At 68.2% G+C, this 19,451-nt stretch carries 17 protein-coding genes and 1 riboswitch; of the genes, 12 read left to right on the forward strand and 5 right to left on the reverse strand.

The window, feature by feature from the left end; translation table 11 throughout:
* Positions 1–65 precede the first annotated feature (65 nt).
* Positions 66–2,516, forward strand: a complete 2,451-nt coding sequence (locus ABFX55_RS38040; RefSeq protein WP_346127915.1) for an L-aspartate oxidase — start codon at positions 66–68, stop codon at positions 2,514–2,516.
* Positions 2,516–3,298 (forward strand): type III pantothenate kinase, encoded by a 783-nt coding sequence (locus ABFX55_RS38045; RefSeq protein ID WP_183653741.1) that lies wholly within the window; start codon positions 2,516–2,518, stop codon positions 3,296–3,298. The genes ABFX55_RS38040 and ABFX55_RS38045 overlap by 1 nt, the downstream gene beginning before the upstream one ends.
* 39 nt (positions 3,299–3,337) lie before the next feature.
* Here ABFX55_RS38045 and ABFX55_RS38050 read toward each other — a convergent pair whose 3' ends face one another.
* Positions 3,338–3,832: a hypothetical protein gene (locus ABFX55_RS38050; RefSeq protein WP_346127917.1), complete on the reverse strand. Its 495-nt coding sequence runs from the start codon at positions 3,830–3,832 to the stop codon at positions 3,338–3,340.
* A 137-nt stretch (positions 3,833–3,969) separates the two neighbouring features.
* On the opposite strand from ABFX55_RS38050, the gene lysX reads away from it, so the two are divergent.
* Entirely contained in the window at positions 3,970–5,463 is a 1,494-nt protein-coding gene (gene lysX / locus ABFX55_RS38055) for a bifunctional lysylphosphatidylglycerol synthetase/lysine--tRNA ligase LysX (RefSeq protein ID WP_346127918.1), read from the forward strand.
* A gap of 106 nt (positions 5,464–5,569) precedes the next feature.
* Here the strand turns inward: lysX and ABFX55_RS38060 are convergent, their stop codons facing one another.
* Positions 5,570–6,499, reverse strand: coding sequence for an NADP-dependent oxidoreductase (locus ABFX55_RS38060; protein WP_346127920.1), 930 nt, complete (start codon positions 6,497–6,499; stop codon positions 5,570–5,572).
* Positions 6,500–6,577: 78 nt separating this feature from the next.
* Between ABFX55_RS38060 and ABFX55_RS38065 the strand changes: the two genes are divergently transcribed.
* Together ABFX55_RS38065 and ABFX55_RS38070 are read left to right on the forward strand one after the other, a co-directional pair.
* Positions 6,578–6,988: a winged helix-turn-helix transcriptional regulator gene (locus ABFX55_RS38065; protein WP_346127922.1), complete on the forward strand. Its 411-nt coding sequence runs from the start codon at positions 6,578–6,580 to the stop codon at positions 6,986–6,988.
* 224 nt (positions 6,989–7,212) lie between these two features.
* A complete protein-coding gene (locus ABFX55_RS38070) occupies positions 7,213–7,425 on the forward strand; it encodes a LuxR C-terminal-related transcriptional regulator (RefSeq protein WP_346127924.1) in 213 nt (70 codons plus the stop codon).
* 5 nt (positions 7,426–7,430) lie between these two features.
* Here ABFX55_RS38070 and ABFX55_RS38075 read toward each other — a convergent pair whose 3' ends face one another.
* Positions 7,431–8,474, reverse strand: a complete 1,044-nt coding sequence (locus ABFX55_RS38075; RefSeq protein ID WP_346127925.1) for a C40 family peptidase — start codon at positions 8,472–8,474, stop codon at positions 7,431–7,433.
* Positions 8,475–8,479: 5 nt separating this feature from the next.
* A riboswitch (cyclic di-AMP (ydaO/yuaA leader) is annotated at positions 8,480–8,629 on the reverse strand.
* A 274-nt stretch (positions 8,630–8,903) separates the two neighbouring features.
* On the opposite strand from ABFX55_RS38075, the gene ABFX55_RS38080 reads away from it, so the two are divergent.
* The 6 genes from ABFX55_RS38080 (at position 8,904) to ABFX55_RS38105 (ending at position 16,467) form a co-directional block, all read left to right on the forward strand.
* A complete protein-coding gene (locus ABFX55_RS38080) occupies positions 8,904–9,473 on the forward strand; it encodes an amino-acid N-acetyltransferase (RefSeq protein WP_346127927.1) in 570 nt (189 codons plus the stop codon).
* Positions 9,474–9,679: 206 nt separating this feature from the next.
* Positions 9,680–10,888 (forward strand): RDD family protein, encoded by a 1,209-nt coding sequence (locus ABFX55_RS38085; RefSeq protein WP_346127929.1) that lies wholly within the window; start codon positions 9,680–9,682, stop codon positions 10,886–10,888.
* 97 nt (positions 10,889–10,985) lie between these two features.
* Entirely contained in the window at positions 10,986–11,477 is a 492-nt protein-coding gene (locus ABFX55_RS38090; protein ID WP_346127931.1) for an RDD family protein, read from the forward strand.
* Positions 11,478–11,867: 390 nt separating this feature from the next.
* On the forward strand, positions 11,868–12,200 hold the full coding sequence (locus ABFX55_RS38095) for a histone-like nucleoid-structuring protein Lsr2 (RefSeq protein ID WP_183653762.1): 333 nt from the start codon (positions 11,868–11,870) through the stop codon (positions 12,198–12,200).
* Between the two features lie 313 nt (positions 12,201–12,513).
* Positions 12,514–15,018, forward strand: coding sequence for an ATP-dependent Clp protease ATP-binding subunit (locus ABFX55_RS38100; RefSeq protein WP_346127933.1), 2,505 nt, complete (start codon positions 12,514–12,516; stop codon positions 15,016–15,018).
* Positions 15,019–15,591: 573 nt separating this feature from the next.
* Positions 15,592–16,467, forward strand: coding sequence for a TIM barrel protein (locus tag ABFX55_RS38105; protein WP_346127935.1), 876 nt, complete (start codon positions 15,592–15,594; stop codon positions 16,465–16,467).
* Positions 16,468–16,675: 208 nt separating this feature from the next.
* Here the strand turns inward: ABFX55_RS38105 and ABFX55_RS38110 are convergent, their stop codons facing one another.
* Positions 16,676–17,425, reverse strand: coding sequence for an HhH-GPD family protein (locus ABFX55_RS38110; protein ID WP_379479085.1), 750 nt, complete (start codon positions 17,423–17,425; stop codon positions 16,676–16,678).
* A gap of 184 nt (positions 17,426–17,609) precedes the next feature.
* Here ABFX55_RS38110 and ABFX55_RS38115 point away from each other — a divergent pair, with 184 nt between their 5' ends.
* On the forward strand, positions 17,610–18,302 hold the full coding sequence (locus ABFX55_RS38115; protein WP_346127939.1) for a hypothetical protein: 693 nt from the start codon (positions 17,610–17,612) through the stop codon (positions 18,300–18,302).
* 5 nt (positions 18,303–18,307) lie between these two features.
* Here the strand turns inward: ABFX55_RS38115 and disA are convergent, their stop codons facing one another.
* Positions 18,308–19,393, reverse strand: coding sequence for a DNA integrity scanning diadenylate cyclase DisA (disA, locus tag ABFX55_RS38120; protein ID WP_346127941.1), 1,086 nt, complete (start codon positions 19,391–19,393; stop codon positions 18,308–18,310).
* Between the last annotated feature and the right edge of the window lie 58 nt (positions 19,394–19,451).

The following is a 19,451-nucleotide window of genomic DNA, read 5'->3' on the forward strand; positions in this document are numbered from 1 at the left end:
GGGAAGAGGGCACTGCGTCGGGGGCGTTATCGTCATGTTGACGAAAGCCTGTGAGGAGGCCCCCCATGACTGCACCGGCGATCCCCATGAAACTCGCCCCCGCCCCCGGATGGACGGTCGAGGCCGATGTGGTCGTCGTCGGCTCCGGAGTGGCGGGCCTGACCGTCGCCCTGCGCTACGCCGAGCTCGAACCCGAGGCCAAGGTCCTGGTCGTGACCAAGGACGTGCTGTCGTCGGGCTCGACCAGGTGGGCGCAGGGCGGCATCGCGGCCGTCCTCGACCCCGCAGACTCGCCCGCCGACCACCTCGAGGACACGCTGGTCGCAGGGGTGGGGCTGTGCGACGTGCGGGCCGTACGGACTCTGGTGACCGAGGGGCCTGGCGCGCTCAGGAACCTGATCGCGAGGGGCGCGAGGTTCGACACCGACGAGCGGGGCGAGCTCCAGCTCACCCGCGAGGGCGGCCACCACCGCGACCGCATCGTGCACGCGGGCGGCGACGCGACGGGCGCGGAGGTGCAGCGCGCGCTCATCGAGGCGGTGCTCGCGCACGGCACGATCGAGGTGGTCGAGCACGCGCTCGTGCTCGACCTGCTGAAGGACGCCCAGGGCAGGGCCCGAGGTGTGACGCTCCACGTGATGGGCGAGGGCGCGCGCGACGGCGTGGGCGCGGTGCGGGCCAGGGCGGTGGTGCTGGCCACGGGCGGCATGGGCCAGGTCTACGCCTCCACCACCAACCCCGTCGTCTCCACCGGCGACGGCGTGGCCCTGGCACTGCGGGCAGGCGCGGTGGTGCGCGACCTGGAGTTCGTGCAGTTCCACCCGACCGTGCTCTGGCTGGGGGAGGAGTCGAAGGGGCAGCAGCCGCTGATCTCCGAGGCCGTGCGCGGCGAGGGCGCCTACCTGGTCGACGCCGAGGGCAACAGGTTCACCGACGAGCTGGCCCCTCGCGACGTGGTCGCCAAGGCGATCATGCGCCAGCCGGGCCAGGTCTACCTCGACGGCCGCCACTTCGGGCTCGACAAGTGGAAGTCACGCTTCCCGACCATCTACGCGATCTGCCAGGAGCACGGCATCGATCCCGCCTTCGACCTGGTGCCCGTCATGCCCGCCGCCCACTACGCCAGCGGCGGCGTCCGTACCGACCTGCGCGGACGCACCTCCATCGAGGGCCTGTACGCCTGTGGGGAGGTCGCCTGCACCGGCGTTCACGGCGCGAACAGGCTGGCCTCCAACTCGCTGCTCGAAGGGCTGGTCTTCGCCGAGCGCATCGCCGCCGACCTGCACGAGGCGCGGCACGCGCCGGGCGAGCCCGTCACGGACGACCTGGCTCCCACCCTGATCGACCCGAGGGCGAGGAGCAGGATCCAGGCGCACATGAGCAGGGGCGCGGGCGTCCTGCGCAGCCGGTCGACGGTGGCCGAGACCGGCGCGGCGCTCAGGGACGCGAGGTGGACCCCTGTCGCGGTCCAGCCCTGCGTGGAGTCGTGGGAGACCACGAACCTGCTCACCGTGGCCACCGTGCTGGTCGCCGCCGCCCACGCGCGGCTGGAGACCAGAGGATCGCACTGGCGGGAGGACTTCCCCGACCGCGACGACGAGAACTGGCTCGGTCACCTCGACATCACGCTCACCAGGGAGGGGCTGCACATGACCTACACGCCGCACGACGAGATCGAGGGCCTCGACCCCGACGTGGTCGAGGAGGTCGTCACGCGCGCACTCGCCGAGGACCTGCAGGAGGCCGGCGACGTCACCTCGCTCGCCACGATCCCCGAGGGGCAGCAGGCGGTCGCCGACGTGGTCGCCAGGGCCGACGGCGTGGTCGCGGGGCTGGCCGCCGCCGAGGCCGTCTTCCGCAGGCTCGGCGTGACCCGGATCGACCGGCTGGCCAAGGACGGCGAGCGCGTCAAGGGCGGCGACGTGCTCATGACGGTCACCGGATCCACCAGGAGCCTGCTCACCGCCGAGCGCACCGCACTGAACCTGCTCACCCACCTGTCGGGCATCGCGACGCTGACCGCCCGCTGGGTCGAGGCGGTCGAGGGGACGGGGACCAGGGTGCGCGACAGCCGTAAGACGCTCCCTGGGCTGCGGGCGCTGGAGAAGTACGCGGTCAGGGCGGGAGGCGGGGTCAACCACCGCATGTCGCTGTCGGACGCCGCGCTCATCAAGGACAACCACGTCGTCGCCGCTGGAGGGGTCGCCGAGGCTTTCCGTAAGGTAAGAGACATGTATCCGGGACTGCCCATCGAGGTGGAGGTGGACAGGATCGACCAGATCGAGCCCGTCCTGGCCGAGGGAGCGGAGGAGATCCTGCTCGACAACTTCACCGTCGAGGAGCTGGCTGAGGCCGTCCGACTGGTCGGCGGAAGGGCGCGACTCGAATCCAGCGGGGGACTGACCTTGGAATCGGCCCGTGATGTAGCCGACACTGGCGTGGACTACGTTGCTGTGGGAGCGCTGACGCACTCTGCTCCCGCGCTGGACATCGCATTGGACCTCCGGGGGATTTGATGCTGCTCGCGATCGACGTCGGCAACACGCACACGGTGCTCGGCCTCTTCGAGGGCGAGGAGGTCATCGAACACTGGCGCATCGCCACGGATGCCCGCCGTACCGCTGACGAGATCGCGGTCGTCCTGCAGGGGCTGCTGGCCCAGTCGCCCCTGCTGAAGGGCGCGGACGTGAGCGGCATCGCGCTCTGCTCGACCGTGCCCTCGGTGCTCAACGAGATGCGCGAGATGTGCCGCCGCTACTACGGCGACGTCACCGCGGTCATCGTCGAGCCGGGCATCCGCACCGGCGTGCCGGTCAGGATGGACAATCCCAAGGAGGTCGGCAGCGACCGCATCGTCAACTCGCTGGCGGCCATCGACCAGTACGGCGGGCCCTGCATCATCGTCGACTTCGGCACCGCCACCTCCTTCGACGCCGTGTCGGCCAAGGGCGAGTACGTCGGAGCGGTCACCGCCCCCGGCATCGAGATCTCCGTCGACGCCCTCGCCGCGGCGGGCGCGCAACTGCACAAGGTCGAGTTGATCAGGCCCCGCTCGGTCATCGCCAAGAACACCGTCGAGGCGCTGCAGTCCGGCATCATCTACGGCTTCGCGGGCCAGGTCGACGGCATCGTCGAGCGGATGGCGGCCGAGCTGGCGGAAGACCCCGACGACGTCACCGTGGTGGCGACCGGCGGCCACGCCGCGCTCGTGGTGGGCGAGTCGCGCTCGATCGACGTGCACGAGCCGTGGCTGACCCTGATCGGGCTCAGGCTGATCTACAACCGCAACGCGACATGACGAAGGGCCCCTCTCTCGAGGGGCCCTCCTTTCGGCCGATCACACCTCTTCGGCGTCGTAGACGTCCCACCACTGCCCGCACTTGCTGACCTTGTGCGTGTAGGGGTTGTACTGGCAGACCTTGGCACGCACGGCGTAGACGTCGTCCTCGTGGAACTGGAACGTCTTGTAGCCGGGGTAGCCGCAGTAGTAGCGGGCGTAGACGTGGTGCCAGTCGTACTCGTCGTCGGCGGCCTGGAACTTCACGTACGCGCACTTGCCACCCTGCTTGTAGGTGCGGTTGTCGAGGTCGTAGAGACGGCCCTTGACGTGGACGGAGTTGCCGTCCTCGTAGTCGCCCTCGACGCCGATCCAGCCGCTGGCCTTGGCCAGACCGTGCTTGGCGTAGTAGGGGCCCCAGTAGTCGTCCCAGTCGGAGGCGGTGGTGGTGGACGAGGAGCTCGTCGAGGCGCCGGCGCTGGTGGCGGGGAGCGACAGGGCCAGTGTGCCGGTGGCGGCCACTGCGAGGAAGCCTGTCGCGAGCTTCTTCATCATGATCTCTCCTTGAGCCCCTACGGTTCCGGCTCCTTGCCGGATCCCCCCTGGGCTCTGTGAGTCATTGGTAACGGTCCGTGCTTGCACGGCCCCTGCAGAGGACCGACGAGCTCTTGCAGTTCGCCAAATCGGTACCCTTGGGGGTTGTGACCGACGAACTTCCCGAGCAGATGCGCATCCGGAGGGAGAAGCTCGACCGCCTTCGCGACGAGGGTGTCGATCCTTACCCGGTGTCCTTTCCCCGTACGGCGACCAATGCCGAGGTCAGGGAGAAATACCAGGGCCTCGAACCGGACACCGCGACGGGCGACAGGGTCGGCGTCGCGGGTCGCGTCATGCTCAACCGCATCGGCGGGAAGCTCTGCTTCGCCACTCTGCGTGACGGCAGCGGCGACCTGCAGGTCATGATCTCCCTCGACCGGGTGGGCGAGGAGTCGCTCGCCGCCTGGAAGCGCGACGTCGACCTGGGCGACCACGTCGGCATCGAGGGCGAGGTCATCACCTCCCGCCGCGGCGAGCTGTCGATCCTCGCCGACAGCTGGCAGATCACCTCCAAGTGCCTGCGCCCGCTGCCGGAGAAGCACGTCGGCCTCACCGACCCCGAGGCCCGGGTACGGCAGCGCTACGTCGACCTCATCGTCAACGACGAGGCGCGCAGGATGGCCCATGTCCGCAGCGCCACGGTCCGCGCGGTGCGCGACTTCTGGCACGAGGAGGGCTACCTCGAGGTCGAGACGCCGATGCTGCAGCCGATCCACGGCGGCGCCGCGGCGCGTCCCTTCAGGACGCACATCAACGCCTACGACATGGAGCTCTACCTTCGCATCGCGATCGAGCTCTACCTGAAGCGGCTCGTGGTCGGCGGCATCGAGAAGGTCTTCGAGATCAACCGCAACTTCCGCAACGAGGGCGCCGACTCCACGCACAACCCCGAGTTCACGATGCTCGAGGCGTACGGCACCTACCTCGACTACAACGACATGGCCGATCTCACGCAGCGGATGTACCAGAAGGCGGTCGTCGCCGCGCTGGACACCACCGTGGTCGTGCACGACGGGGTCGAGGTCGACCTGGGGCTCGAGCGGTGGCCCAGGATCACGCTGTACGGCTCGGTCTCCTCGGCCCTCGGCGAGGAGATCACCACCGACACCCCGCTCGACCAGGTACGCAAACTCGCCGACAAGCGGCAGATCCACTGGGACCAGAAGTGGGGCCAGGGCAAGCTCGTCCAGGAGCTGTTCGAGGAGCTCGTCGAGCACACGCTCGTCCAGCCGACGTTCGTCATGGACTACCCGCTGGAGACCTCCCCGCTCACCCGCCAGCACCGCGACAACCCGCTGCTCACGGAGAAGTGGGACCTGATCGGGTTCGGCACCGAGCTGGGCACGGCCTACTCCGAGCTGGTCGACCCGATCGAGCAGCGCCGCCGCCTCACCGAGCAGTCGATCCTCGCCGCGGGGGGCGACCCCGAGGCGATGCAACTGGACGAGGACTTCCTGCAGGCGCTCGAGTACGCGATGCCGCCGACGGGCGGGATGGGCGCGGGCATCGACCGGATGATCATGGCCTTCACCGGCAAGAACATCAGGGAGACCATCCTCTTCCCCCTGGTGAAGCCCTCCTCCCACTAGAGCGTGGCCGGGCGGGCACGGGCGCACCCAGGAGGCCAGGGGTGGCGGGCGGGCGTCGGCTCGGGCCGTGGATGATCTCACCGATCGTCGGGCAGGCCGTCAGGGGTCAGGGCAGGAGGACCAGGCGGCCGCGGACGCCGCCGGAGGACAGGCGCGCGTGGGCGTCGGCGGCCTTCTCCAGCGGGTAGGTGCCGGCGACCCTGGTGGTGAGGCGGCCGAGCTCCGCCAGCCGTACGATCTCGGCCAGCTGCCGCGGTTCCTCCCTGAAGAACACCGTCGCCACGTCCGTCCCGCGCAGCGGGACGGGGGCGACGCCCGCCGACAGCGCGATGAAGGCGCCGCCGTCGCGCAGGGCGTCCAGCCCTGCCAGCCCGGTGATCGCGGCGTCGATCACCGCGTCCACGCCGCCCGGCACCTGCCTTCTGACCGCCTCGGCGAGGTTCTCCTCGCGCGAGACGAACCATTCGGCTCCGAAGCCGCGCACCAGCTCCTCGTCCTGCCGTCCGGCGGTGGCGACGACGCGCAGGCCCCTGGCCGCGGCGAGCTCCACCGCGTACCCTCCGACCGCGCCCGCGGCCCCGGTGACCAGCACGGTGTCGCCCTGGCGCAGGTGCGCCCTGTCGAGGGACTGCCAGGCCGTCAGCGCGTTGAGCGGCAGCGTGGCAGCCTCGGCCGCCGAGACGCCCCGCGGCGCGAGCGCCGCCGCGCGGGCGTCGACCACCACGTACTCCGCCTGCGCCTTGGTAGGCGACTCCAGCCTGCTCGCCAGGGCGATGACCTCCTGCCCAAGGGCGAAGGCGGCGCCCTCGCCCACCTGGTCGATCACGCCCGCCGCGTCGAAGCCGAGCCCGTAGGCGTCGAGCTTCCTGGCGACGCCGTAGTCGGCGAGCGTTCCCGCCGCCACCGCCAGGTCGAAGGGGTTCACCCCCGCGGCGGCGACCTTGATCCGTATCTGGCCGCGGCCCGCCTGGGGGAGTGGGGCCTCGATGAGCCGAGGCGAGCCGGAGCCGCCGATGAGTGCACGCATGGTCGTCATGTCATCGAATCTAGGGAGAGCTACTCTCTTCGGGTAAGAAGGCACCTGGAAGTGCGTAACCAACCGGAGGGAGCCCATATGGCGACCGTCACTGCGGCCGAGCGCAGGGCCGAGGCCAAGCGGGCCTATGACGCCTACGTCGCGGCCTGCCCTTCGAGGAAGCTGCTCGACACGCTCAGCGACAAGTGGGTGAGCCTGGTGCTCAACGCGCTGGCCGACGGGTCGAAGCGCTACAGCGACCTGGCGAGGACGATCGCCGGCGTGAGCCAGAAGATGCTCACCCAGACCCTTCGCGGGCTCGAGCGCGATGGTCTGGTCACCAGGACGGTGACGGCGGCGGTGCCGGTAAGGGTCGACTATCGGCTCACGTCGCTCGGAGAGAGCCTGCTTCCGCTCATGGCCGCCATCAAGCAGTGGGCCGAGAGTCACATCGACGACGTGGAGGCGGCGCGCCTTCGATATGACGCCGATTCTGAGAATTCGCCGTGAAATTCATGAGACGGGCGGATTGCAGTAAGGGGCCTGTGGACCGTTCTCGGCACTCCAGGCGAGGAATGTTCGTCGTATAGAAACGATCAAGTCAATGGCGGTCGTCAAGTATGGAACGAAACGACCTTGACGACCTTTCCAGTCTGCGTTTACCTTCTGCGAGACGAGCAGCCTGCTTGAGCCGAGACGTCTCCGAGTTTGTGCTGTTGGGGGGAGGGCTCCCGATGGATGTGCTCACTGAAGGCGTCGAGCTGAGCCAGGACGACCTGGATCTCCTCGCGCAGTTGGCCAAGGGTGTCACGGTCGACCGCGTGGGGCGGGCCCTGGAGATCAGCGGACGGACCGTGCGCCGCCGCCTGCGCGGCATCTGCGACAGGATCGGCGTCGCCACGGCGATCGAGGCGGTGGCCTGGGCCGCGCGCCGAAGACTGATCTAGGCGCGTCAGTCCGCGATGCGCACGGCTCCGGCGAACGGGCGGTTTCCGAGGGCGGCGATGCGGACGACGTCGCCGGTGCGGGGCGCGTGGACCATCATCCCGCCGCCGATGTAGATGCCCACGTGGTGCAGGTCGTTGTAGAAGAAGACCAGGTCACCGGGGCGCATCTGCTCGCGTGTGATGTGGGTGCCCGCCGTCCACTGGTCGCCCGTGTAGTGCGGCAGGCTGATGCCGACGCGCTGGTAGGCGGCCATCACCAGGCCCGAGCAATCGTAGGAGTTGGGGCCTTCCGCGCCCCACACGTACGGCTTGAGCTGCTGCGTGAGAGCCCAACGCGCGGCCTCGGCCGCCTTGCCGCTGCCGATGATCGGCAGGTTGACCCTGGTGGCCCTGGTGCCAGGCTGACCGGCCTCGCCGATCGCCCGCTTGAACAGGTTGCTCTCGACCTTGGTCACCATCGTGGTGATCTTGCTGCGCTTCTCGCCGAGGTCGTCGACGAGCTTTTGCACCTCGGCCAGTCGTGTCTTGGCCGTCGCCTTGGCCCGCTCGGCGGCGGCGATGGAGTCGGCCAGCTCCTTGACCTCCTGGCCCTGCTGCTGCCCGAGGGCGTAGAAGGTGGCGGCTCCGTCAAGGAAGGAGTCAGGGTCGGCGGAGGTGGCGAAGGCCAGGCCGTCGGTGAAGCCGCCGCTCATGTAGGTGCTCTCGGCCAGGAGCGTGGCGCGCGCCCGCTTGGCGGCCAGGTCGGCCTCGCTGGTGGCAAGGATCTTCTTGGCCACCTCAGCGGACTTCTTGACGCTCTTGAGCTTCTCGCGCTGGCCGTTGTACTGCTCGGTCAGCGTCTCGATGTCGTTGTGGAGCTTCTCGACCTGCTCGGAGAGCTCCTTCAGCGTCGGCTTGGGGTCGGCGGCGGCCGAGCCGAGCGGGACGGTGAGAGCCAGGACGACCATCGCCGCGCCCACGATGGCGAACCGTTTGCGCAGGGCGCCGGGTTCGTGGGGGCGGGCGTGCTTGCCCGCGGTCTTCCCCTCGTGGGTACGCGTGCGCTTCACCAACCGGCTCCTCTCGTTGCCGCCTACCGGGTTAGCTGACGGGTTCGGGCCGGAGCAGCCCTACCGAGCACGTGCTCGGACTCACCCCATTGGCGGTGCTGGCCGCCGGCGGGTCCCCGGCTCCCCGGGTTGCGGGGATTAGGCGCGTCTCCACGCGTGTCGCGTGGGGGACATCGTCGCTGGACACTAGTGCAAGCCAGGTTCCTGCTCAACCAGAACTGCCAATCCCGTAGAGGTTGTGCAACCGAAGCGTCACGGCGTGATCACGCGAAAGCCCGATCTACCAGGGCATTGCAAGCGTATTGCCCGGCTTTAGGTGGATTTGTCGGACTGTTACTCCAGCGCTGCGCACTGTGTGCGACTTGCTACAGCGCGTCATGTGACGGTAGTTAAGGATGGGCCGAAACGGGCTGGGTACGCTGAAGGGCCATGGAGCAGGTCGCCGAGCGCACCCCGAAGGACACCGAGATCGTCGTGAGGCGCGCCCGCACGCCCGACGTCAGAGCCATCAGGCGCCTGGTCGACACGTACGCGGGGGCGGGCCCCCGGTTGCTGGAGAAGGCCACCGTCACGCTGTACGAGGACGTCCAGGAGTTCTGGGTCGCCGATCGCGGCGGCGAGGTCGTGGGCTGCGGCGCGCTCCACGTGCTGTGGGAGGATCTGGCGGAAATCCGAACGGTCGCCGTCGACCCCGAATACAGGGGTGCGGGAATCGGTCACCGTATTGTTACCGCACTGGTCGCGACGGCCCGTGACCTGGGTCTGCGCAGGGTCTTCTGCCTGACTTTCGAGGTCGACTTCTTCGCACGCCATGGCTTCGTCCCGATCGAGGGCGCACCTGTATCACCCGAGGTCTATGCCGAGTTGCTGGCTTCCTACGACGAAGGGATCGCGGAGTTTCTCGATCTTGAACATGTGAAGCCCAACACCCTTGGCAACACCCGGATGTTGCTCCATCTGGACACGGTTGACTCAGACGTTGACCAAGGGGAAAGGTGATTGTTGATACTCATGTCGATACGTTGGGCAACAGCAAGCATGTGTCCTGACATGTGCCACATGCGCCATCGAAGCGAGGTGACACGGTGAGCACCGGACAGCCGCCGTATCCACAGGACCAGCCTGAAGACAATTCCGCTGGGACTCATGGATACGGTCAGCAGAACGCGGGACGCCAGGGCGACCCCGATCCAGACGCGACGATCGTGGGCTATCGCCAAGACGGCGGCGGCTACGGTCACCAGGGCCAGCAGCAGCCCGACTACGGCCAGCAGGGCTACGGTCAGCAGCCTTACGGTCAGCAACAGCAGCAGGGCTACGGCCAGCAGGGGTACGGCCAGCAGGCCGCCTCCTCCGGTCAGCAGCCAGGCTACGGACAGCCTTCCTACGGCCAGCAGGGCCAGAGCCAGCAGCCCGAGTACGGGCAGCAGGGCTACGGCCAGCAGCAGCCGTCCTACGGGCAGCAGGGCTACGGTCAGCAGGCCGCCTCGGGTCAGCAGCCCGAGTACGGCCAGCCCGGCTACGGCCAGCAGCCCGGTTATGGTCAGCAGAGCCAGCCCGGCTACGGCCAGCAGCAGCCTTCCTCGGGTCAGCAGCCCGGTTACGGCCAGCAGCAGCCGGGCTACGGCCAGAGCCAGCCGAGCCAGCCCGGTTACGGCCAGCAGCAACCGTCCTATGGCCAGCAGCCTGACTACGGCCAGCAGCCCGGTTACGGCCAGCAGCCCCAGCAGGGCTATGGCCAGCAGGGCCAGTCGCAGCCCGGCTACGGGCAGCAGTCGCCCTACGGCCAGCAGCAGGCGTACGGCCAGCAGCAGCAGCCGGCCTACGGGCAGCAGCCCGGCTACGGCCAGCCGTACGGCGCGCCCGCGGGGGTGCAGCCTCCCGGCGCTCCCGCTCCGCTCGCCGAATGGTGGCAGCGGCTGGTCGCCCGCATCATCGACGGTCTGATCATCGGTCTCGCCGGCGTGGTCATCGGGATCGTCCTGGGACTGATCCTGGGCGCGATCCTGATCACCCAGGCCAGCTACGACCTCAACACGGGGACGATCACGCAGCCCTCCGGCTACTGGATCCTCAACGTGATCACCGTGGTGATCGTCACCCTGCTCTACATCGCCTACGAGTTCTTCCTCACGAAGTCCAAGGGGCAGACCGTCGGCAAGATGGTCATGGGCATCAAGATCACCGAAGTGGGCGCGCCGCTGACCGCGGGCGGGCTCAGGAGCGACGCCGCGCTGAAGCGCGCGGGCGTCACCTGGGGTGGCAACATCCTGGGCGTGCTTCCGTTCACTCTCGGCGGTCTGCTCGGCGGCCTGCTGATCATCCTGAACGGTGTCTCGCAGTTCTGGGACAAGCCGCTTCAGCAGACCTTCGCCGACAAGGTGGCCAAGACCGTCGTCGTGAAGATCAAGTAAGCGGAATCCTAAAGAATCAGGGGCCGGCTCGACGCCGGCCCCTGTTTTCGCGCGTGGGACCTGTAATCGTGGTCGCCCGCCGTACACAATGGGCGTTATGGTCGCGTCCGGAGTGCCCGCCGTACCCGCGGATTGGTGGGAACGGCTCGCGGCGCGAAGTATTGAGGCGCTGGTCATCGGCGTCTTCTATTACATTCTGTTCATCGCGGCCTGGGGTTTGTTGCGGACTGTAGGGCTTCTCGACAGCTTCGAGGGGCGGCTACCCGGGTTGTTCGCCTGGCTCGTGGTCGGCTCGGGTTATGCGGCCTATGACTGCCTCGCGCATTACCGGCGCGGTCGCACCTTCGGTAAGGTGATCATGAAGATTAGGCTGGCGCCCGCTCCCGGCAGGGCGCTGACGAGGGCGGATCTGGCTAAACGGGCGGCCCTCTATCCCGGAGCGATGGTGCTTGTGGGGATTCCAGGCGTCAATCTCCTGGCGGGAATCCTGGCCTTCGCCGTGGGCCTGTCCATCTTGATCGACAGGCCACTCCAGCAGGGCATCCATGACAAGGCGGCGGGTTCGCGGGTGATCAAAGAGGCTCGCTGAAGTGTGCATCCGCCCCAGATCCGGTTTTTTTTGGGATTTTCCGGGCGATCGGGTAAGGAGTCTGGAGAGACTGGCATTAGGCTGGGTGTGACACCCCCGCCAGGTAGCGGCCGTCTATGGGGCGCTATGGTCGGGGCGGACTGTGGTCATCAGCCGTCCGTGGGTGTCGACGGCAGCTTGTGCATAAAGGGCTCGTCCCTACAAACCCGAAGAGGCGCCGTGGGGACGGAATGCAGCCGCTGGACATCGTCCAAACCGGGCGGATCCACCGGAGAACCAGACCTGGCTCACTAGTCAGCGGAATCCGCGAAGCGCTGAATTGTCTCGCTGCCTTTTCGGGTATATGTTTGGCAGGCGAATGAAACAATGCTCCGGGAAAGGATTCCGTAGATGGCCAAGCAGATCCAGGAGATTCTCATCGATGACCTCGATGGGGGCGAGGCCAATGAGACGGTCAGCTTCGCCATTGACGGGGCGTCCTATGAGATTGACCTCAGCGTCGATAACGCCAAGAAGCTGCGGGACGCGCTGTCGCCTTTCCAGCAGGCCGCACGCAAGTCGGGTGCGGCCGCCACGCGTCGCAGGGCGCGGGGTGGCACGCGTTCGATGAGCCGTGAGCAGAGCTCGGAGATTCGGCAGTGGGCCAAGGCTCACGGACTTCCCGTCAGCGAGCGCGGCCGGATCGCCTCCACCGTCGTGGAGAAGTACCAAGCGGCTCACTGACATCATGCGCTTATGACGATCGCCTAGAACCCCGGAGATCGCCATAAGCGCATGATCGTGTTTGCCTGATGAAAACCGGGCGTGTCGCGCAGCCGCGCGTCAGCGCTCTAAACGTCGTTCGCTTGCGGCGTATCGGGAACACAGCACCCCCAGACAGTAGTTGGATGGAGGGTGAACGCCCTGCTCTCGGGGAACGTCTCTGCTATAGAGCGTGTCAGCGGCAAGAGGCATGGTTCGCCGAGCCAGGGCTAGCATGCGGGAGGACGGGACCGGATTTACCGGCCTGACTGACCGCTCTGTGAGGAGCGACGAGATGTTCGAGAGGTTCACCGACCGAGCAAGGCGGGTTGTCGTCCTGGCCCAAGAAGAGGCCAGGATGCTCAACCACAACTACATCGGCACTGAGCACATTCTTCTTGGTTTGATCCATGAAGGTGAGGGCGTAGCCGCCAAGGCTCTGGAGAGCCTCGGCATCAGCCTTGAGGGTGTGCGCCAGCAGGTCGAGGAGATCATCGGCCAGGGCCAGTCGGCTCCGTCGGGGCACATTCCGTTCACCCCGCGGGCCAAGAAGGTTCTTGAGCTGTCGCTCCGTGAGGCTTTGCAGCTGGGTCACAACTACATCGGAACCGAGCACATCCTGCTCGGGCTCATCCGTGAGGGTGAGGGTGTGGCAGCCCAGGTGCTGGTCAAGCTTGGAGCCGATCTCAACCGTGTGCGGCAGCAGGTCATCCAGCTGCTCCACGGCTACCAGGGCAAGGAGCCGGCCGCCGCGGGTGGTCCGCAGGAGTCCGCGCCTTCCACTTCCCTGGTGCTCGACCAGTTCGGCCGCAACCTGACCCAGGCCGCCCGCGAGGGCAAGCTGGATCCGGTCATCGGCCGTGAGAAGGAGATCGAGCGGGTCATGCAGGTCCTCTCCAGGAGGACCAAGAACAACCCCGTTCTCATCGGCGAGCCCGGCGTCGGCAAGACCGCCGTCGTCGAGGGCCTGTCGCAGAAGATCGTCAGGGGCGAGGTTCCCGAGACGCTGAAGGACAAGCAGCTCTACACGCTTGACCTCGGCGCTCTGGTCGCGGGCTCCCGCTACCGCGGTGACTTCGAGGAGCGCCTGAAGAAGGTGCTCAAGGAGATCCGCACGCGCGGCGACATCATCCTGTTCATCGACGAGCTCCACACGCTCGTCGGCGCGGGCGCCGCGGAGGGCGCGATCGACGCCGCCAGCATCCTGAAGCCGATGCTGGCCCGTGGCGAGCTGCAGACCATCGGCGCCACCACTCTCGACGAGTACCGCAAGTACCTCGAGAAGGACGCCGCCCTGGAGCGACGCTTCCAGCCGATCCAGGTGGCCGAGCCCTCGCTCAGCCACACGATCGAGATCCTCAAGGGTCTGCGCGACCGCTACGAGGCGCACCACCGCGTCTCGATCACCGACGGCGCGCTGGTCGCCGCCGCGCAGTTGGCCGACCGCTACATCAGCGACCGCTACCTGCCCGACAAGGCGATCGACCTCATCGACGAGGCCGGTTCCCGGATGCGTATCCGCAGGATGACCGCTCCGCCGGACCTGCGCGAGTACGACGAGAAGATCGCCAACGTCCGTCGCGACAAGGAGTCCGCGATCGACGCGCAGGACTTCGAGAAGGCGGCTGCCCTCCGCGACCAGGAGAAGCAGCTCCAGCTCAAGCGCGAGCGCCGCGAGAAGGAGTGGAAGGCCGGCGACATGGACGTCGTGGCCGAGGTCACCGAGGAGCTCATCGCCGAGGTCCTGGCCACCGCCACCGGCATCCCGGTCTTCAAGCTGACCGAGGAGGAGTCGCAGCGCCTGCTCCGCATGGAGGACGAGCTCCACAAGCGGATCATCGGCCAGGACGACGCCATCAAGGGCCTGTCGCGGTCCATCAGGCGCACTCGCGCCGGTCTGAAGGACCCGCGCCGTCCCGGCGGCTCGTTCATCTTCGCCGGCCCGTCAGGTGTCGGTAAGACCGAGCTGTCCAAGGCTCTGGCGGAGTTCCTCTTCGGCGACGAAGACGCTCTGATCATGCTGGACATGTCGGAGTTCATGGAGAAGCACACCGTCTCCAGGCTGTTCGGCTCGCCTCCCGGCTACGTCGGGTACGAAGAGGGCGGCCAGCTGACGGAGAAGGTGCGGCGCAAGCCGTTCTCCGTGGTCCTGTTCGACGAGATCGAGAAGGCCCACCCCGACATCTTCAACTCGCTGCTGCAGATCCTGGAAGACGGTCGCCTGACCGACGCCCAGGGCCGGGTGGTCGACTTCAAGAACACGGTCATCATCATGACCACCAACCTCGGTACCCGCGACATCTCCAAGGGCATCGGGGTCGGGTTCGCGAAGAACAACGACGCCGAGTCGAACTACGACCGGATGAAGTCCAAGGTGCAGGAGGAGCTCAAGCAGCACTTCCGGCCCGAGTTCCTCAACCGTGTCGACGACATCGTGGTCTTCCACCAGCTCACCATGAACGAGATCATCAAGATCGTCGATCTGATGCTCGCGCAGGTGGATGAGCGACTGAAGGACCGCGACATGAGCCTCGACGTCACCCCTGCCGCCAAGCAGCTGCTGGCCGACCGTGGCTACGACCCGGTCATGGGCGCTCGTCCGCTCCGCCGTACGATCCAGCGCGAGCTGGAGGACTCTCTCTCCGAGAAGATCCTGTACGGCGAGCTGCGTCCCGGCCAGGTGGTCAAGATCGACATCGAGGGTGAGGGCGACAACGCCAAGTTCACCTTCGTCGGCGAGACCGCACCTTCGCCGGTGCCCGACTCGGCCGCGTCCATCGCGGAGCCGATTCAGAAGTAGCACTGCACCAAAGGGCCCGCGGGGATTCCCCCGCGGGCCCTTTGCGCTGTCCGCCGACCGTTTGATCCTTGTACGGCAAGCCGACGTAAGCGCCACCCTGGTCACCGGCCGACCTCCCTCCAGGGAACGCTCCCCGAGCACCCGCGTCGCCCCCCGCAACGGCCAACCCGACGCCCCCCGAGTTTCCGGGCCGAGCACCCCCGGACGGTCGTTGTCGGAGTTTCCAGCCACCTTCCCTGACGGTCGAAGAGGGAGGTTGCATCGGTTCGGTGTCGGATTGGGGGCTCCAGGTGGAGATCGGCTATACCGCCACCTGAAGTAGTACTACAATCTGTAGAGCAAAGAGTCGCCAGTCCCGCGCAAGTGACGCACAAGAAGGCGTCCCTACGTTGGACTCATCCCTGGGGCGTACGAAGGAATCAACCCAGGGCGGACGCGCAGGCCCCCATCGGGCGGGCAAGCTCGGCAATGTCCGAGGCGATGGACACACACACTCAGTGCAAGCCGTGGAGGAAGCCGATGCGCCTGCGTCACGATGACGGAACGCTCGTTCACTTGGCCTACAACGCCGGCGTGCACCCCGCTGAAGACCTTGAGAACCTGATCGCGCACCTCACCCGCTATGCGGTCCCGGTGCGCAAGCGGCTCGGGGTGGAGCGGATGGGAGTGGGGCTGTGGCTGTCGCCCGCGGTCGCCGACCACCTGACCGCCGACCGCATCGAGCTGGTACGGCTGCGCCGTTCGCTGGAGGAGCGCGGGCTTGAGGTCGTCAGCCTGAACGGCACCGGCGGACGTAACCAGGAAGTGCCGGGCCCCGACTGGGCCAAGCCCGAGCGCTATCGCTACACGATGGCCCTGGCCAAGATCCTCGCCTTCCTCCTTCCCGAGGACGTGAGGTTCGGCAGCATCTCCACCATCCCGATCGGGTGGCGTCGCGACTGGCCCGCCGACCTCCACTCCATCGCCACGCGCAGGCTCGAGCGGCTGGCCAGGGAGCTGCGCGGCATCTACAGCGTGACCGGCAAGACGATCAGGGTGGGGTTCGAGCCCTGGCCCGGATGCGTGCTGGAGACGACCGAGCAGGCCGTCGAGCGGGTGGGCGGCCTCGACTCCGAACACCTCGGGGTCTGCCTCGACGCCTGTCACCTGGCCTGCGGGAACGGCGAGGAGTCTGGGGCGGCGCTGCGCGGGCTGGCCGCTGTGGGGGCGCCGGTGGTCAAGCTGGGCCACGTCCACAACCACACCGACACGGGTGCGGTGCTGCACGACACGCTCAACGCGATCCTGTCGGGGGCGGTCAACGGGACCGCCCACATCGAGGTCGAGACCCACAACCTGATGGTGCCGGGCCGGGCGAAGGGGCCTGGAGCGCTGGTGTCGCTGCTGGCCGAGGAGCTCGACTGGGCCCGCACCAACCTCACCGCCCTAGGCCTCCAACTGGCTGCCTGAACCACCCCGAATCACCTGGCGATCTCGGGGGAGCCAAGGCGCCGCCCCCGACTCGACCGCCTCGCCGACGATTCCAGCCACGGAGCGTCGGCAGGAAGGTCCTGGCTGAGGGTCTCAGGGCTGAAGTTCCGAGCTGAGTGTTCCTTAGGGTGCGGCCCTGAGGAGCTCGCGGGGCCGGGGGCGTGAAGCCTGTCACGGTGAGCGGGGGTCAGATGGGGAGGCGGTAGGTGCCGTCGTCCAGGACCTCCGCCAGGCCGTCGGCGACCAAGCCGTCCAGGGCGCGCTCCCTCTGGACCGGCTCGTCCCAGACCACGTCCAGCGCCGTCTTCGGCACCGGCCCGTGCGCGGCCCGCAGGACCGCCAGCAGGCGCCCCCTGCACTGGCGGTCCGTGCCGTCGTAGGTCTGTCCCCTGCGGGCCACCCCCGGCGGTTTGCCCGCCAGCCGCCACGCGCACTGCTCCTGGACGGGGCACTGCCCGCACTGCGGGCCGCGGGCCGTGCAGACGAGGGCGCCGAGTTCCATGACCGCCACGCCCCAGACCGGCGCGCCGACCGCGGGCAGCAGCTCCTGGGCCAGGCGGCGTTCGGCGGCCGTGGTGGCGTTCGGGGGGTACTCCTCCCCGCGCACCGCCCTGCCGAGCACCCGCCGGACGTTCGTGTCGAGCACCGGGTGCGTGCCGCCGAAGGCGAAGCTGGCGACGGCCGCCGCGGTGTACTCGCCGATGCCGGGCAGCGCCAGCAGCGTCGCGTGGTCGGCGGGCACCTCGCCGTCGTGCTCGGCCGTGATGGCCCTGGCGCAGGCGTGCAGGCGCAGGGCGCGGCGCGGGTATCCGAGGCGTCCCCAGTGGCGTACGGCCTCGCCTGGTGGCTCGGCGGCCAGATGGGCGGGGGTGGGCCAGCGCTCCATCCACTGCTGCCAGACCGGCAGGACCCGCACGACGGGGGTCTGCTGCAGCATGATCTCGCTGACGAGAATGCCCCAGGGGGTGGCGTCGGGGCGACGCCAGGGAAGATCGCGGGCATTGTCCGCGTACCAGTCGAGAATGGGCTCTCGTAGGAGGTTCGGGTCGGCCACCCGCCCAGCGTAGTGCGTTACGGCGTGTCGTCACCCTCCGTGCGCAAGGAATAAGCATGCTGTGCGTATGGATCCGGATACTCTGCGTGGCGGCTCTGGCGATGTCTACTGGCGACGGCGGATGACCGTCCTGGTCGCAGTGCTGGTCGTCGTGGCCGTGGTGGCCTGGGCGTGCTCCAGCGGCCCCGACGGACCGCAGAGCACGTCGAGCGCCAAGTCGGCGCCGAGCTCGTCCTCGGCGGCGGAGTCGGTGCTGGCGGGGTTGCCCACAGTGATGTTCACGCCCACGACCACCCCGACGCCGAAGCCGCCCAAGCCGCGCGCCGCGCTGCCACCGTCACCCAAGCCGACGGCGCAGCCGCGCAGGCCCGGCATGCCGTGCGAGGAGAAGGACCTGGTGCTCAACCTCCAGGGGCGTCAGGAGGTCTACGGCGCGGGCGCCCGTCCCAACTTCCTGGTCACGCTGGTGAACACGGGCCCCGTCATGTGTATGGCTGACGTGGGGGCGCGCGCGATGGAGATCAGGATCACCTCGGGCGACGACAGGGTGTGGTCCACCTCCGACTGCGTCAGCGGCGACGGCGTCGACATGCGCAAGCTGGAGCGAGGGATCCCCTACGTTCGCACCCTCGACTGGGACCGCCGCCGTTCGGGAGGCGCGTGCGGGGGCACACAGGCCGCGGCGCTGCCCGGCACGTACGTGGCCGTGGTGCTCACCGGAGGGCTGCGCAGTCCGAAGGCCGTCTTCCACCTGCGCTGAAGTGCTTACACGTAGCGTTCGAGGATGCTGGACTCGGCCAGCCTGGACAGCCCCTCGCGGACGCTGCGGGCGCGGGACTCGCCGACGCCGCCCACCGCCTGGAGGTCGTCGATGCTGGCAGCGAGGAGCTTCTGCAGCCCGCCGAAATGGTCGACCAGCCGGTCGACGACCGTGGCGGGCAGCCTGGGCACCTTGGCGAGCAGGCGGAAGCCTCGGGGGCTCGCGGGGCTGTCGAGGGTCTCGCTGGCGCCGCGTCCGAGCACCTTCGCCACCGACGACAGGTCGAGCAGTTCGCTGCCCGACAGGGCGTCGAAGCCCTGCAGGACGTCGGTGACCTTGCGCTTGCCGCGCGCCGCCGAGGAGGGCAGGTAGTCGCGGACGATCAGCTCGCGGTCGGAGTCGACCCCCGCCACCAGCTCGTCGAGCTGGAGGGAGAGCAGCCGCCCGTCGGTGCCGAGCTCGACGACGTAGCCCTGGATCTCCTCGGAGATCCTGCGCACCATCTCGAGGCGCTGCGCGACGGCGGCGACGTCGCGGACGGTGACGAGGTCCTCGATCTCGAGAGCCGACAGGGTGCCCGAGACCTCGTCGAGCCTGTGCTTGTAGCGCTCGAGCGTGGCCAGGGCCTGGTTGGCCTTGGACAGGATCGCCGCCGACTCCTCCAGCACGTAGCGGATGCCGTCGAGGTAGAGGGCGATGATGCGCATCGACTTGCTGATCGCGATGATCGGGAAACCGGTCTGCCTGGCGACGCGCTGCGCCGTGCGGTGCCTGGTGCCTGACTCGTCGGTCGAGATGGAGGGATCGGGCACGAGGTGGACGGCCGCGCGCACGATCTTGTGGTCGCCTGAGTGCAGCACGATGGCGCCGTCCATCTTGGCCAGCTCGCGCAGCCGCGTGGCGGAGAACTCCACGTCGAGCTCGAACCCGCCGCTGCACAGCTCCTCGACCACGCCGTCGTAGCCCAGCACGATGAGACCGCCGGTCTGGCCGCGCAGGATGCGCTCCAGGCCGTCTCTCAGTGCCGTGCCCGGAGCGACCGAGGCAAGGGCCGTGCGACGACGGTCGTCAAGACTCCTGTCGTTTGCCACCTGACCCCCGTGTCCTAGTCAAATCCCAGCTTACCGGCCGACCTCCGGCGTCCGCCGC

This window comes from Nonomuraea roseola (assembly GCF_039535395.1).
In the GTDB taxonomy this organism is placed as follows: domain Bacteria; phylum Actinomycetota; class Actinomycetes; order Streptosporangiales; family Streptosporangiaceae; genus Nonomuraea; species Nonomuraea roseola.

Excerpts from the sequence above, each read along its gene's own strand:
- ABFX55_RS38090 (WP_346127931.1), top strand. The coding sequence starts at position 10,986 with ATGGTCGCGTCCGGAGTGCCCGCCGTACCCGCGGATTGGTGGGAACGG.
- ABFX55_RS38080 (WP_346127927.1), top strand. The coding sequence starts at position 8,904 with ATGGAGCAGGTCGCCGAGCGCACCCCGAAGGACACCGAGATCGTCGTG.
- ABFX55_RS38100 (WP_346127933.1), top strand. The coding sequence starts at position 12,514 with ATGTTCGAGAGGTTCACCGACCGAGCAAGGCGGGTTGTCGTCCTGGCC.
- ABFX55_RS38060 (WP_346127920.1), bottom strand. The coding sequence starts at position 6,499 with ATGACGACCATGCGTGCACTCATCGGCGGCTCCGGCTCGCCTCGGCTC.
- ABFX55_RS38050 (WP_346127917.1), bottom strand. The coding sequence starts at position 3,832 with ATGATGAAGAAGCTCGCGACAGGCTTCCTCGCAGTGGCCGCCACCGGC.
- ABFX55_RS38095 (WP_183653762.1), top strand. The coding sequence starts at position 11,868 with ATGGCCAAGCAGATCCAGGAGATTCTCATCGATGACCTCGATGGGGGC.
- ABFX55_RS38115 (WP_346127939.1), top strand. The coding sequence starts at position 17,610 with ATGGATCCGGATACTCTGCGTGGCGGCTCTGGCGATGTCTACTGGCGA.
- ABFX55_RS38070 (WP_346127924.1), top strand. The coding sequence starts at position 7,213 with ATGGATGTGCTCACTGAAGGCGTCGAGCTGAGCCAGGACGACCTGGAT.
- ABFX55_RS38110 (WP_379479085.1), bottom strand. The coding sequence starts at position 17,425 with ATGCTGCAGCAGACCCCCGTCGTGCGGGTCCTGCCGGTCTGGCAGCAG.
- ABFX55_RS38065 (WP_346127922.1), top strand. The coding sequence starts at position 6,578 with ATGGCGACCGTCACTGCGGCCGAGCGCAGGGCCGAGGCCAAGCGGGCC.
- ABFX55_RS38040 (WP_346127915.1), top strand. The coding sequence starts at position 66 with ATGACTGCACCGGCGATCCCCATGAAACTCGCCCCCGCCCCCGGATGG.
- ABFX55_RS38045 (WP_183653741.1), top strand. The coding sequence starts at position 2,516 with ATGCTGCTCGCGATCGACGTCGGCAACACGCACACGGTGCTCGGCCTC.